The organism is Nocardioides panacis (assembly GCF_019039255.1).
Lineage (GTDB): Bacteria > Actinomycetota > Actinomycetes > Propionibacteriales > Nocardioidaceae > Nocardioides_B > Nocardioides_B panacis.
Genome location: NZ_CP077062.1, coordinates 2,325,712 through 2,339,412, shown reverse-complemented (window position 1 = coordinate 2,339,412; position 13,701 = coordinate 2,325,712). Strand labels below are relative to the sequence as shown.

Genomic DNA, 13,701 nt, shown 5'->3' with positions numbered 1-13,701 from the left:
CTGGGGGCGCCGCCTACTAGGGTGGGCGGGTGCCCGACCAGCCTGCCTCCGACGCCTCGTCCGCCCGTCCGCGCCTGCTCCTCCTCGACGGCCACTCGCTGGCCTACCGTGCGTTCTTCGCGCTGCCGGTGGAGAACTTCTCGACCACCACGGGCCAGCACACCAACGCGGTCTACGGCTTCACCTCGATGCTCATCAACGTGCTGCGCGACGAGAAGCCCACCCACGTCGGCGTCGCGTTCGACGTCTCCCGGCAGACCTTCCGGACCGAGGAGTACGTCGAGTACAAGGCCAACCGCTCCAAGTCGCCCGACGAGTTCTCCGGCCAGGTCTCCCTGGTCAAGGAGGTGCTCGCGGCGCTGCGCATCGTGACGATCGAGAAGGACGGCTTCGAGGCCGACGACGTGATCGGCACGCTCACCACCCAGGCCGTCGCGCAGGGCTTCGAGGTGCTGATCTGCACCGGCGACCGGGACGCCTTCCAGCTCGTCGGCGAGACCTCCACGGTGCTCTACCCGAGCCGGGGCGTCTCCGAGATGGCCCGGATGACCCCCGCCGCCGTCGAGGAGAAGTACGGCCTCCCGCCGCACCGCTACCCCGAGCTCGCGGCGCTGGTCGGGGAGACCTCGGACAACCTGCCCGGCGTCCCGGGGGTCGGCCCCAAGACCGCCGCGAAGTGGATCACCACCTACGACGGCCTCGACAACGTGATCGCCCACGCGGACGAGATCAAGGGCAAGGCCGGCGACTCGTTCCGGGAGCACCTCGGCGACGTGATCCGCAACCGCCGGCTCAACGCCCTGGTCTGCGACCTCGACCTGAGCGCGACGCCCGACGACCTGGCCGTCCAGCCGTGGGACCGCCAGGAGGTGCACACGCTCTTCGACAGCCTGGAGTTCCGGGTGCTGCGCGACCGGCTGTTCGCGACCCTGGAGTCCGAGGAGGAGATCGACGACAGCGGCTTCGAGCTCGACGGCACCCGCCTGGAGGCCGGTGCGCTCGCCGGCTGGCTGGCGGCGCACGCGTCCGGGCAGGACCGGGTCGGGGTCCAGGTGCAGGGCACCTGGCGGGCCGGGACCGGCGACGTGTTCGCGATCGCCCTGGCCAGCGGTGACGGGGCCGCGGCCTGGCTCGACGTCGAGCAGATCTCCCCCGAGGACGACGAGGTGCTCGCCAAGTGGCTGGCGGACCCGTCGGTCGCCAAGGTGCTGCACGACGCCAAGGGCCCGATGCTGGCGCTGTCCGGACGCGGCTGGGAGCTGGCCGGCCTGGAGCGGGACACCGCCCTGTCGGCCTACCTCGCCCGCCCCGACCAGCGCTCCTACGACCTGGCCGACCTGACCCTGCGCTACCTCAAGCGCGAGCTCAAGGCGGGCGCGCCCGCCGACGACGGCCAGCTCACCCTCGACACGGTGGGGGAGGACTCCGCCGGCGACGCCGCGATGCTCCAGGCCCGGGCGGTCCTGGACCTCGCCGAGGCGCTCGACGTCGAGCTGGAGGAGCGCGGCGGCACCGCGCTGCTGACCGGGGTGGAGCTGCCGCTGGTGCACCTGCTCGCGGCGATGGAGCGGACCGGCGTCGCCGTCGATGTCGAGAACCTCGAGGCGCTCGAGTCGCACTTCGCCGGCGAGGTGAAGCTGGCCGCGGACGCGGCGTACGCCGCGATCGGCAAGGAGATCAACCTCGGCTCGCCCAAGCAGCTCCAGGTGGTGCTGTTCGAGGACCTGAAGATGCCGAAGACCAAGCGCACCAAGACGGGCTACACCACCGACGCCGACGCCCTGACGGCGCTGTCGGTGAAGTCCCCGCACCCGTTCCTCGACGCGCTGCTGCGGCACCGCGACGTGGCCCGGCTGCGGCAGACCGTCGAGGGGCTGCTCAAGACGGTCGCGTCCGACGGCCGGATCCACACCACGTTCAACCAGCTGATCGCGGCGACCGGACGGCTGTCCTCGACCGACCCCAACCTGCAGAACATCCCGGTCCGCACCGAGGAGGGCCGCCGGATCCGCGAGGCGTTCGTCGTGGGGCCCGGCTACGAGTCGCTGATGACCGCCGACTACAGCCAGATCGAGATGCGGATCATGGCGCACCTCTCCGAGGACAAGCTCCTGATCGAGGCGTTCCGCTCCGGTCGGGACTTCCACTCGGTGACCGCGGCCCGGGTCTTCGGGGTGGACGCCGGCGACGTGACGTCCGCGATGCGCGCCAAGATCAAGGCGATGAACTACGGGCTGGCCTACGGCCTGTCCGCCTACGGCCTCGGCAACCAGCTGGGCATCGACCCGGCCGAGGCGCGCGGGCTGATGGAGGAGTACTTCGAGACGTTCGGCGGGGTGCGCGACTACCTCGCGGGGATCGTCGACGAGGCCCGCCGGACCGGCTTCACCGAGACGATCATGGGCCGGCGGCGCTACCTGCCCGACCTCACCAGCGACAACCGGCAGCGGCGCGAGATGGCCGAGCGGATGGCCCTGAACGCCCCGATCCAGGGGTCGGCGGCCGACATCATCAAGGTCGCGATGCTCAACGTGGACCGGGCGCTGACCGCGTCGTCGCTGCAGTCGCGGATGCTGCTCCAGGTGCACGACGAGCTGGTGTTCGAGGTGGCCCCCGGCGAGGCGGCCGCGCTCGAGGCGCTGGTGCGCGAGCAGATGGGGGCCGCGGCCGAGCTGACGGTCCCGCTCGACGTGTCGGTCGGCACCGGGGCGAGCTGGCACGAGGCGGCGCACTGACCGGGTGACGAGGCCGACACCGCCACGACACACCCGGACATTGCGACCACCCGGCCACCATGACTAGATTTCGCATCACCATCCGCCCCCACGCACAGGACGAGGTCCCACAGTGGCTCTGCCGCGACTCACGCCGGAACAGCGTCAGGCGAACCTCGAGAAGGCGGCGGCCTCCCGACGCGAGCGGGCCGCGATCAAGAACCGGCTCAAGCACTCGGGCGCCTCGATCGTGGACGTGCTCCAGCAGGGTCAGGAGAACGAGGTCATCGGCAAGATGCGGGTCGTCGACCTGCTGCAGTCGATGCCCGGTCTCGGCAAGGTCCGGGCCCGGCAGATGATGGAGCGGCTGAGCATCTCCGAGAGCCGCCGGGTGCGCGGCCTGGGCGCCAACCAGATCGCGGCCCTCGAGCGCGAGTTCGGTTCGCGTGGCTGACCTGTGACCGATCGACAGGGCCGGCTGGCGGTCCTGGCGGGGCCGACCGCGGTCGGCAAGGGCACCGTGGCGGCGTACGTCCGCAGCCACCACCCCGAGGTGTGGATCTCCGTGTCCGCCACCACCCGTCCTCCCCGTCCCGGCGAGGTGCACGGGCGGCACTACTGGTTCGTCTCCGACGAGGAGTTCGACCGGCTGGTCGCGCACGGCGACCTGCTCGAGTGGGCCGTCGTGCACAAGCGCGCCCGCTACGGCACCCCGCGCAAGCCGGTCGAGGAGGCGCTCGCCGCCGGTCGGCCCGCGCTCCTGGAGATCGACCTCCAGGGCGCCCGGCAGGTCCGGGCGACCATGCCGGAGGCGCTGTTCGTGTTCCTCAAGCCACCGTCCTGGGAGGAGCTGGTCCGGCGCCTGGTCGGTCGCGGCACCGAGACCGAGGAGGAGCGGGAGCGCCGCCTGGAGACCGCCCGGGGCGAGCTGGCCGCCGAGTCGGAGTTCGACGTGACGGTCGTGAACACCGAAGTTCACCTCGCTGCGGAAGAGTTGGTAACCTTGATGAAGGGCTCCTGAGAGCCTCTGATAGCCGTGGCCCTGCTCGTGGGCTGTCTACCCCTGAATCTGTGAGGCTGCACCTGTGTCGTCTGTGTCTCGAACCCTGCCTGTCGCCGAGGGCATCACCAACCCGCCCATCGACGAGCTGCTGACCAAGACGGACTCGAAGTACAAGCTGGTCCTCTACAGCGCCAAGCGCGCCCGCCAGATCAACGCCTACTACTCCCAGCTCGGCGAGGGCCTGCTGGAGTACGTCGGCCCGCTCGTGGACACCCACGTGCAGGAGAAGCCGCTGTCGATCGCGCTGCGCGAGATCAACTCCGACCTGCTCACCTGCAAGGACATCGACCCCGACGCCGAGGGCGACACCCCGACCGAGGGCTGAGCCGCCTCACCATGGCGAGCGACGCAGCCGACAGCCGCCCTCACGCCGACCCCCCGGGACGCAAGCCCCGCGTGGTCCTCGGTGTGAGCGGCGGCATCGCTGCGTACAAGGCGTGCGAGCTGCTCCGCCGGTTCACCGAGTCCGGCCACGACGTGACCGTCGTACCGACCGCGGCGGCGCTGGAGTTCGTCGGCGCCCCGACCTGGGCGGCGCTCTCGGGCAAGCCGGTCTCCGCCGAGGTCTGGACCGACGTGCACGAGGTGCCGCACGTCCGGATCGGGCAGACCGCCGACCTCGTCGTGGTGGCCCCGGCCACCGCGGACCTGCTGGCCCGGGCCGCGCACGGGCTCGCCGACGACCTGCTCACCAACACCCTGCTCACCGCCCGGTGCCCGGTGGTGTTCGCCCCGGCGATGCACACCGAGATGTGGGAGCACCCGGCCACCGCCGAGAACGTCGCCACGCTGCGCCGCCGGGGCGCGCTGGTGATCGAGCCCGCCGAGGGCCGGCTGACCGGCGCGGACACCGGCAAGGGCCGGTTCCCGGACCCCGCGGAGGTCTTCGAGGTCGCCCGCGAGGTGATGGGCCGGGCCGGGGCCGCCAACCTGCTCGACCTGGCCGGCCGGCACGTGCTGGTCAGCGCCGGCGGGACCCGGGAGTACCTCGACCCGGTCCGGTTCCTGGGCAACCGCTCCTCGGGGCTGCAGGGCTACGCGCTCGCCCGGGCCGCCGCGGCCCGCGGTGCCGAGGTCACGCTGGTCGCCGCGAACGTGACGCTGCCGGACCCGGCCGGGGTCAAGGTCGTGCACGTCGAGACCACCGCCCAGCTGCGCGACGCCGTGCTGGCCGGCACCACGACCGCCGACGCGGTGGTGATGGCCGCCGCTCCCGCCGACTACCGGCCGAGCGCGGTCAGCGACACCAAGATCAAGAAGGCCGACGACGGCTCCGCGCCGTCGCTCGCGCTGGAGCAGAACCCGGACATCCTGGCCGAGATCTCCCGGCACCGGGCCCGTCCCGGCTCGGTCGTGGTCGGCTTCGCCGCGGAGACCGGCGACGCGGAGACCTCCGTGCTGGAGATGGCCACCGCCAAGCTCGCCCGCAAGGGCTGCGACCTGCTCGTGGTCAACGACGTCAGCGGCGGGCAGGTGTTCGGCAGCACCGAGAACGAGGCGGTGCTGCTCGACGCGACGGGGGAGCCGCAGCACGTCCCGCGCGGCTCCAAGTCGGCGCTGGCGCACGCGGTGTGGGACCGGGTCGTGGCCCGGTTCGAGACCGCCTGAGGCATAGTCTCCCCGGCGGCTAAACTTTTCAGACCGCAGCACATCACTCACCAAGGGGTACGACGACGTGGCTGGACGCCTTTTCACCTCCGAGTCCGTGACCGAGGGTCACCCGGACAAGATCGCCGACCAGATCAGTGACACGGTCCTGGACGCGATGCTCAAGCAGGACGCGCACAGCCGGGTGGCCGTCGAGACCCTGCTCACCACGGGGCTCGTGGTCGTCGCCGGCGAGGTCACCACCACCGGCTACGTCGACGTCAAGGAGCTGGTCCGCGAGCGCATCCTGTCGATCGGCTACGACTCGTCGGCCAAGGGCTTCGACGGGCACTCGTGCGGCGTGATGGTGGCGATCGGCGGCCAGTCCGGCGACATCGCCCAGGGCGTCGACACCGGCCTGGAGTCCCGGGAGAGCTCGGTCGACCCGATGGACAAGCAGGGCGCCGGCGACCAGGGCCTGATGTTCGGCTACGCCTGCGACGACACCCCCGAGCTGATGCCGCTGCCGATCACCATCGCGCACCGGCTCGCCGAGCGGCTCTCCGAGGTCCGCAAGGACGGGACGATGTCCTACCTGCGCCCCGACGGCAAGACCCAGGTCACCATCGAGTACGACGACGAGGACCGCCCCGTCCGCATCGACACCGTCGTGGTCTCCTCCCAGCACGCCAAGGACATCAGCCTCGACACGATGCTGACCCCCGACGTGAAGAAGCACGTCGTGGACCACGTCCTGGCCCAGTTCGACATCCCCTCGGACGGCTACCGGCTGCTGGTCAACCCGACCGGTCGCTTCGAGGTCGGCGGCCCGATGGGCGACGCGGGCCTGACCGGCCGCAAGATCATCGTCGACACCTACGGCGGCATGGCCCGGCACGGCGGCGGCGCGTTCTCCGGCAAGGACCCGTCCAAGGTCGACCGCTCCGCGGCGTACGCCATGCGCTGGGTGGCCAAGAACATCGTCGCCGCGGGCCTGGCCCGCCGCTGCGAGGTGCAGATCGCCTACGCGATCGGCAAGGCGCAGCCGGTCGGCTTCTACGTCGACTGCTTCGGCACCGAGTCGGTCCCGGTCGCGACGATCCAGAAGGCGGTCCAGGAGGTCTTCGACCTGCGCCCCGCCGCGATCATCGCCGACCTCGACCTGCTGCGGCCGATCTACGCGCAGACCGCCGCCTACGGCCACTTCGGCCGCGAGCTGCCGGACTTCACGTGGGAGCGCACCGACCGCGTCGACGCGCTGAAGGCCGCCGCGGGCGTCTGACCCCAGCCCCACCGGAGCGCCCCGCCTCGTGCGGGGCGCTCCGTCGTTCCCGGTCAGCCCACCAGCCGGCGGCGCACCGCCTCGACCTCGGCGCCGGCCAGCCCGCAGGCCTCGCGCAGGTAGGACCCCGCCCCGCCGTACGTCGCGTCCAGGTGCTCGAGCGCGGAGGTCAGCGTCTCCGGGTGCGACCAGGCGTAGGTCTCCACCCGGGCCCGCTCCGCGTCCCCCAGCGTCGCCACGATCTCGGCGATGCCCAGGTGCCCGGCGCTGGACGCGTAGTCCTCGACGACCACCGCCCGGGGCACGCCCACGGCCTCGAGCAGCACCCCGACGAGCATCCCGGTCCGGTCCTTGCCGCCCGCGCAGTGCACGACCACCGGACCGGGGGGTGCCTCGACGAAGGCGCGCACGCCGGCGGCGACCTGGCGCACGTTGCGGTCCAGGCTGTCGCGGTAGATGTCGGCCAGCCCGCGCTCCGCCGACGGGTCGCGCGCCGGCTCGCGGTCCACGTCGACCCAGGGGACCGACCGGTAGAGCTCCTGCCCGGCGAACGGGTGCGGGGGATCGGCCGTCTCGTGCTCGGCCCGCAGGTCGACGATCCGGCTCACGCCGTACGCCGCGAGGGCCTCCTGGCCGGCCCGGTCCAGCCGGGTCAGCGAGTCCGCCCGCACGAGGGCCCGGTCACGGGTGCGGGCGCCGTCGGTCGTGGGCAGGCCGCCGAGGTCGCGCACGTTGCGGCAGCCGCTCCAGGTCAGCACCGTCATGGCACCCATCCAAGCACCGTCCACAGGCCGGCGAGAGGGGCTGCGGGCCGGAGGGTGGCGGCTGGGAGACTGGTCCGGTGAGCGACGAGGAGCAGGAGGAGTCGGGCCAGCTGGCGCTGATGCCCGAGCTCGCCCGCGCCCGGGCCCGCGCCGCGAAGCAGCAGGCGGCGCGCAAGGCCACGGCACCGCTCCCGGTCGACCCGGCCCCCGAGCTGCCGGTCGCACGGGTGCTGGTCGACGTGCCGCTCGCACACCTGGACCGGCCCTTCGACTACCTCGTCCCGGCCAAGCTGCACGCGAGCGTCGCGGCCGGCACCCGGGTGAAGGTCCGGTTCGCCGGGCAGGACGTCGACGGCTTCGTGGTCGAGCGGGTGGCGAGCAGCGCGCACGAGGGCCGGCTGATGCCGTTGCGCCGCGCGGTCAGCGCCGAGCCGGTGCTCTCTCCGGCGGTGGCCCGGCTCTCCGAGCTGGTCGCGGCGCGCTACGCCGGCACCCGGTCCGACGTGCTCCGGCTGGCGGTCCCCAGCCGGCACGCGACCACCGAGAAGCAGGCCTCGGTGCCCGCCCCCGCGGCGGACCCGGACACCGGCGCCGCGGAGGCCGCCTGGTCCGGGTACGACGGGGGAGCAGCCTTCGCGCGCCGGCTCGCCGACGGGGGCTCCCCGCGGGCGGTCTGGTCCGCGACGCCGGGGCACTCCTGGCCCGCCCTCATCGCGCACGCGGCGGCCGCGACGTACGCCTCGGGGCGGGGCAGCCTGATCTGCGTCCCCGACCACAAGGACGTCGCGCGCCTGGACGCCGCGCTCACCGAGGTGCTCGGCGCCGGGCGGCACGTGGTGCTGACCGCCGACAGCGGGCCGGCGCAGCGCTACCGCTCGTTCCTGGCGGTGTCCCGGGGGGCCGTGCGCATCGTGGTCGGCACCCGCGCGGCGGCGTTCGCCCCGGTCCACGACCTCGGCCTGGTGGCGCTGTGGGACGACGGTGACGACCTCTACGCCGAGCCCCGCGCCCCCTACCCGCACACCCGCGAGGTGCTGCTGACCCGCGCCCACGAGGAGTCGACCGGGGTCCTGCTGGGCGGGTTCGCCCGCACGGTCGAGGCGGAGTACCTCGTCCGCACCGGCTGGGCCGAGACGCTGCAGCCCGAGCGATCGGCGCTGCGGGCCGCGGCCCCGCAGGTGTCGATCACCGGCGCGACCGACAAGGAGCTCGAGCGCGACCCGCACGCCCGCACCGCCCGGCTGCCCCGCACCGCTTACGACGCGATCCGCGACGGGCTGACCCGGGGACCGGTGCTGCTGCAGACCCCGCGGCAGGGCTATGCCACCTCCCTGGCCTGCGACACCTGCCGGACCCCGGCCCGCTGCGCGGTCTGCACCGGCCCGCTGCGGCAGACCGCCGCGCACCAGCCGCCGTCGTGCCGCTGGTGCGGGGCGGAGGACCACGCCTGGGCGTGCGCGGTCTGCGGTGGGCGCGGCCTGCGGGCGCCGGTGCTGGGCGACCAGCGGACCGCCGAGGAGATCGGCCGGGCGTTCCCGTCGGTGCCGGTGCGCACCTCGGCCGGCGACCGGGTGCTGGCCACCGTCGAGGACCGGCCGTCGCTGGTGGTGGCGACCCCGGGCGCCGAGCCGGTCGCCGAGGCCGGCTACGCCTGCGTCGTGCTGCTGGACACCTGGCTGATGCTGGGCCGCACCGACCTGCGCACCGTCGAGGAGGCGCTGCGCCGCTGGTTCGCGGCCGCCGCACTGGCCCGACCGGCGGGGGAGGGCGGCCGGGTGGTCGCGGTCGGCGAGCCGTCCGAGCCCGGTCTGCAGGCGCTGGTGCGCTGGGACCCGACCGGGTTCGCCGGCCGCGAGCTCGAGGACCGGCAGTCCGCGCACCTGCCGCCCGCCTCCCGGCTGGCCACCCTGACCGGCCCCGAGGCCGACCTCGCCTCGGCGGTCGAGGTGCTGGCGCTGCCGCCGGGGGCCGAGGTGCTCGGGCCGGTGCCGGTCGTGGTGACCGGGCCGGTCGCGGACGCCGAGGCGCCGGCCCAGCTGCGGGTGGTGATCCGGGTGCCCCGGGCCGCCGGCGCGGCCCTGTCGCGGACGCTGGTGGAGATGCAGGGCGTGCGCTCGGCCCGCAAGCTGCCCCCGGTCCGGGTGCAGGTCGACCCCGTCGGCCTCGAGTGAGCCCGGCGACTCCGTAGACTGGGTCGTCGTCCTTCCCCCGGTCCGTCCCAGGAGCTGCCCCGTGCCCGTCCAGCCGATCCGTCTCTTCGGGGACCCCGTGCTGCGCACCCCGGCCGTCCCGGTGACGACCTTCGACAAGGAGCTGCGCCGGCTGGTCTCCGACCTGACCGACACCATGCTGGAGGCTCCCGGTGCCGGGCTGGCCGCCCCGCAGATCGGCGTCGGCCTGCGGGTCTTCACCTGGTACGTCGACGGGGAGCTCGGTCACCTGGTGAACCCGACCCTGGACCTGTCGGAGGAGAAGCAGGACGGCGCCGAGGGCTGCCTGTCCCTGCCGGACCTGACGTTCGACTGCGTCCGGGCGATGCGGGTCGTGGCCACGGGCTTCGACATGCACGGCGAGCCGGTCAGCATCGAGGGCCACGAGCTGCTGGCCCGCGCCATCCAGCACGAGACCGACCACCTCGACGGGGTGCTGTTCATCGACCGGCTCGACCGGGAGACCCGCCGGACCGCGATGAAGGCGATCCGCGAGGCGGACTGGTTCGGCGCCGGCACCACCGTCAAGGTGTCCCCGCACCCGACCAACGGCTTCGGGCTCTGATGCGGCTGGTCTTCGCCGGCACCCCCGAGCCGGCCCTGCCCGCCCTGGAGGCGGTGGCCGCCAGCCGGCACGAGCTCGTCGGCGTGGTCACCCGCCCCGACGCCCCCGCCGGCCGGGGCCGCCGGCTGGTCGCCTCACCCGTGGCCCGGCGGGCCGCGGAGCTCGGGGTGCCGGTGCTCAAGCCGGAGCACCCCCGCGACCCGGACTTCCAGGCCGAGCTGCGCGCGCTCGCCCCGGACTGCTGCCCGGTGGTGGCCTACGGCGCGATGCTCCCGCAGAGCGCGCTGGACATCCCGCCGCACGGCTGGGTCAACCTGCACTTCTCGCTGCTGCCGGCGTGGCGGGGCGCGGCGCCGGTGCAGCACGCGCTGTGGGCCGGGGACGAGGTCACCGGGGCCACGACCTTCCGGATCGTGCGGGCCCTCGACGCCGGACCGACGTTCGGGGTGATGACCGAGCGGATCCGCCCCACCGACACCTCCGGGGACCTGCTCGAGCGGCTGGCCGAGGGCGGTGCCGAGCTGCTGGTGCGCACGCTCGACGGCATCGAGGACGGCGACATCGAGGCGCGCGAGCAGCCCTCCGAGGGGGTCAGCCTGGCCCCCAAGGTCGAGGTGGCCGACGCCGAGGTCGACTGGTCCCGGCCGGCGGTCGCCCTCGACCGGCAGGTCCGGGCCTGCACGCCCGCGCCGGGTGCCTGGTCGACGTACGACGGGGAGCGGCTCAAGCTCGGCCCCGTGCGCCCGGACCCCGAGCGGAGCCTGGAGCCCGGGGTGCTCGAGGTGTCCAAGAACGCCGTGCACGTCGGGACCGGCACCTGCGCGGTGCTCCTCGGCGCCGTACAGCCGTTCGGGAAGAAGCAGATGCCGGCCGCCGACTGGGCCCGCGGCGCCCGGCTCGTCTCCGGCGGGCGGCTCGGATGAGCGACCCGCGCGCCAAGCCGCAGCGGAGGCGTCCGCGCAGCACCCCGGCCGACCAGGCCCGGGCCGCGGCGTTCGACGTGCTCGCCGCGATCCGGGAGAAGGACGCCTACACCAACCTCGTGCTGCCGCCGCTGCTGCGCTCGCGCGGCCTGACCGGCCGGGACGCCGCGTTCGCCACCGAGCTGGTCTCGGGGACGGTGCGCCGACAGGGCACCTACGACGCGGTGATCGCCGCCAACCTGGACCGGCCCTTGGCCAAGGTCGACGCCGCCGTCCTGGACGCGCTGCGGCTGGGCACCCACCAGCTCCTCGCGATGCGGGTGCCCTCGCACGCCGCGGTCGGCACCAGCGTGGACCTGGTGCGCGCCAAGGTCGGCCCGGGGCCGTCCGGCTTCGTGAACGCCGTGCTGCGCAAGATCTCCGCCCACGACCTGTCCGGCTGGGTGCGCCGGGTGGCTCCGGACCCCGCCTCCGACCCGGTCGGCTTCGCGTCCGTCGCGCACTCGCACCCGCGGTGGGTCGTCTCCGCCTTCACCACCGCGCTCGGCGACCGCGCCGACGAGCTCGACGACCTGCTCGGCGCCGACAACGCGCCCCCCAAGGTCACCCTGGTCGCGCGCCCGGGGCTGTCCACCGTCGAGGAGCTGGTCGCCGCCGGTGGCGCCGCGTCGAGCCTCTCGCCCTACGCCGTGACGCTGGACTCCGGCGACCCGGGCGGGGTGGCCGCCGTCGCGGAGGGCCGCGCCGGGGTCCAGGACGAGGGCTCCCAGCTGGTCGCCGTGGCGCTGTCCCGGGCCGCGGTCGAGGGCCGCGACGAGCGCTGGCTGGACGTCTGCGCCGGGCCCGGCGGCAAGTCCGCGCTGCTCGCCGCGCTGGCCGGCTCCGCGGGCGCCCGGCTGCTCGCCTCGGAGCGGCAGGTGCACCGGGCCGGGTTGGTCGCCGGCGCCACCGCGACGGCCGGCACCGGGCTGCTGGGCGTGGTGGCCGCCGACGGCACCCGCCCGGCCTGGCGGGACGGGTCGTTCGACCGGGTTCTCGTCGACGCGCCGTGCTCCGGCCTGGGCGCGCTGCGCCGCCGGCCCGAGTCCCGCTGGCGGCGCACCCAGGCCGACGTCGACGACCTGGTGCCGCTGCAGCGCGCGCTGCTCTCCTCCGCGCTCGACGCGGTGCGCCCCGGCGGCGTGGTGGCCTATGTGACCTGCTCCCCGGTGCTCGCCGAGACCTCCGGCGTCGTGGAGGCGGTGCTCGCCGGCCGGGACGACGTACATCTCGAGGAGGCGGCCGGGCTGCTCCCCGGCGTCCCGGACTGCGCCGGTCCGCTGCCCGGCACCGTGCAGCTGTGGCCGCACCGGCACGGCACCGACGCGATGTTCCTGGCGCTGCTGCGGCGTTCCTGAGCCCCGCCCGGTATCACCGGCTGCTCCCGGCGGCTCCTCCCTCCAGGCTCGGAGAGGGGAGCGGACCATGTGGGACACCGCGGAGACCCGGCACGGCGCGCACCTGCCGCACGACCGGTCCTGCCCGCGCTGCCGGCACCCGGTGCACACCTTCCTGGCCTGCTCGGACAGCTGTGCCTGCGAGCCGCCGCCGGTCCCAGGGGTGCGCGTCGCGGTCCGCCGGTTGACCTAGGATCGGCGCCACCATGGGTATCCAGATCTCGCCGAGCATGCTCGCGTCCGACTTCGCCAACCTGGCCTCCGAGGCCGCCCGGATCTCCGACGCCGACTGGCTGCACGTCGACGTGATGGACAACCACTTCGTGCCGAACCTGACGCTCGGGCTGCCGGTGGTGGAGGCGCTCGGCAAGGCGTCGGCCACGCCGATGGACTGCCACCTGATGATCGAGGACCCGGACCGCTGGGCGCCGGCGTACGTCGAGGCCGGCGCCGGGTCGGTGACGTTCCACGTGGAGGCCGCGGCGGCCCCGGTGCGGCTGGCCCGCGAGCTGCGGGCCGCGGGTGCCCGGGCCGGGATGGGCCTCAAGCCGGGCACCCCGATCGAGCCCTACGAGGACCTGCTGCCCGAGCTGGACATGGTGCTGGTGATGACCGTCGAGCCCGGGTTCGGCGGCCAGGCGTTCCTCGACCTGTGCCTGCCGAAGATCCGGCGCACCCGGGCGCTGGTCGCCAAGCACGGCCTGGACGTGTGGCTGCAGGTCGACGGGGGCGTGTCCCTGGAGACGGTCGAGCGCTGCGCGGAGGCCGGCGCGGACGTCTTCGTCGCCGGCTCCGCGGTGTTCGGGGCCGACGACCCGAACAGGATGATCGAGTCGCTGCGCAAGGCCGCCGAGGCGGCGCGCTGACCCCACCCGGCGTCCGGTGGCCGGGCTCACACGTTCGGGTTGCCCCCGGTGTGGCAGGCTTGGGGCAACGAGTGAACAGCTCGCGTGCTCTGGGGTCGGTGTAATTCCGAGCCGGCGGTGAAAGTCCGCGACCCGGCTGCAGCCAGCAGCCGGTTGACCAGGTGAAACTCCTGGACCGACGGTGAAAGTCCGGATGGGAAGCGCACGCAGGTGGACCGGCACGTGCCGGCGCACCTGGCATTCTCGACGCCCGGAGTCCGTGAGCACGGACGAGAGGGCTCCCCGCGATGA

The 13,701-nt window shown here is 74.1% G+C and carries 13 protein-coding genes and 1 riboswitch; of the genes, 12 read left to right on the top strand and 1 reads right to left on the bottom strand.

Annotated features, from left to right (window positions below; translation table 11 throughout):
- The first annotated feature begins 29 nt into the window (after nt 1-29).
- The 6 genes from polA to metK all read left to right on the top strand — a co-directional run bounded on the left by polA (nt 30) and on the right by metK (nt 6,646).
- Nucleotides 30-2,735 carry a DNA polymerase I gene (polA, locus tag KRR39_RS11345; RefSeq protein ID WP_216942106.1) on the top strand — a complete coding sequence of 902 codons (2,706 nt, stop codon included), beginning with the start codon at nt 30-32 and terminating at the stop codon, nt 2,733-2,735.
- A gap of 112 nt (nt 2,736-2,847) precedes the next feature.
- Complete coding sequence (gene mihF, locus KRR39_RS11340; protein ID WP_216942105.1) at nt 2,848-3,168, top strand: integration host factor, actinobacterial type; 321 nt, start codon at nt 2,848-2,850, stop codon at nt 3,166-3,168.
- Nucleotides 3,169-3,171: 3 nt separating this feature from the next.
- Nucleotides 3,172-3,735 (top strand): guanylate kinase, encoded by a 564-nt coding sequence (gmk, locus tag KRR39_RS11335; RefSeq protein ID WP_216942104.1) that lies wholly within the window; start codon nt 3,172-3,174, stop codon nt 3,733-3,735.
- Between the two features lie 73 nt (nt 3,736-3,808).
- Nucleotides 3,809-4,102, top strand: a complete 294-nt coding sequence (rpoZ, locus tag KRR39_RS11330; protein ID WP_216942550.1) for a DNA-directed RNA polymerase subunit omega — start codon at nt 3,809-3,811, stop codon at nt 4,100-4,102.
- Between the two features lie 11 nt (nt 4,103-4,113).
- Nucleotides 4,114-5,385, top strand: a complete 1,272-nt coding sequence (gene coaBC, locus KRR39_RS11325) for a bifunctional phosphopantothenoylcysteine decarboxylase/phosphopantothenate--cysteine ligase CoaBC (RefSeq protein ID WP_216942103.1) — start codon at nt 4,114-4,116, stop codon at nt 5,383-5,385.
- 67 nt (nt 5,386-5,452) lie between these two features.
- On the top strand, nt 5,453-6,646 hold the full coding sequence (gene metK / locus KRR39_RS11320; RefSeq protein ID WP_216942102.1) for a methionine adenosyltransferase: 1,194 nt from the start codon (nt 5,453-5,455) through the stop codon (nt 6,644-6,646).
- 53 nt (nt 6,647-6,699) lie between these two features.
- Here the strand turns inward: metK and KRR39_RS11315 are convergent, their stop codons facing one another.
- Nucleotides 6,700-7,410, bottom strand: a complete 711-nt coding sequence (locus tag KRR39_RS11315) for a tyrosine-protein phosphatase (RefSeq protein WP_216942101.1) — start codon at nt 7,408-7,410, stop codon at nt 6,700-6,702.
- Nucleotides 7,411-7,487: 77 nt separating this feature from the next.
- On the opposite strand from KRR39_RS11315, the gene KRR39_RS11310 reads away from it, so the two are divergent.
- From KRR39_RS11310 to rpe, 6 genes are all read left to right on the top strand, one after another.
- The gene (locus KRR39_RS11310; protein WP_367303724.1) at nt 7,488-9,581 is read left to right on the top strand and encodes a primosomal protein N'; all 2,094 of its coding nucleotides are present in this window, start codon (nt 7,488-7,490) and stop codon (nt 9,579-9,581) included.
- A gap of 61 nt (nt 9,582-9,642) precedes the next feature.
- A complete protein-coding gene (gene def / locus KRR39_RS11305; RefSeq protein ID WP_216942100.1) occupies nt 9,643-10,185 on the top strand; it encodes a peptide deformylase in 543 nt (180 codons plus the stop codon).
- On the top strand, nt 10,185-11,108 hold the full coding sequence (gene fmt, locus KRR39_RS11300; protein ID WP_216942099.1) for a methionyl-tRNA formyltransferase: 924 nt from the start codon (nt 10,185-10,187) through the stop codon (nt 11,106-11,108). The genes def and fmt overlap by 1 nt, the downstream gene beginning before the upstream one ends.
- Entirely contained in the window at nt 11,105-12,505 is a 1,401-nt protein-coding gene (locus KRR39_RS11295) for an RsmB/NOP family class I SAM-dependent RNA methyltransferase (protein WP_216942098.1), read from the top strand. Before fmt ends, KRR39_RS11295 begins: the two co-directional genes overlap by 4 nt.
- A 67-nt stretch (nt 12,506-12,572) precedes the next feature.
- Entirely contained in the window at nt 12,573-12,737 is a 165-nt protein-coding gene (locus KRR39_RS11290) for an SUI1 family translation initiation factor (protein ID WP_216942097.1), read from the top strand.
- Between the two features lie 13 nt (nt 12,738-12,750).
- On the top strand, nt 12,751-13,410 hold the full coding sequence (gene rpe / locus KRR39_RS11285; RefSeq protein ID WP_216942096.1) for a ribulose-phosphate 3-epimerase: 660 nt from the start codon (nt 12,751-12,753) through the stop codon (nt 13,408-13,410).
- An 80-nt stretch (nt 13,411-13,490) separates the two neighbouring features.
- Nucleotides 13,491-13,620: riboswitch (FMN riboswitch) on the top strand.
- Nucleotides 13,621-13,701 lie beyond the last annotated feature (81 nt).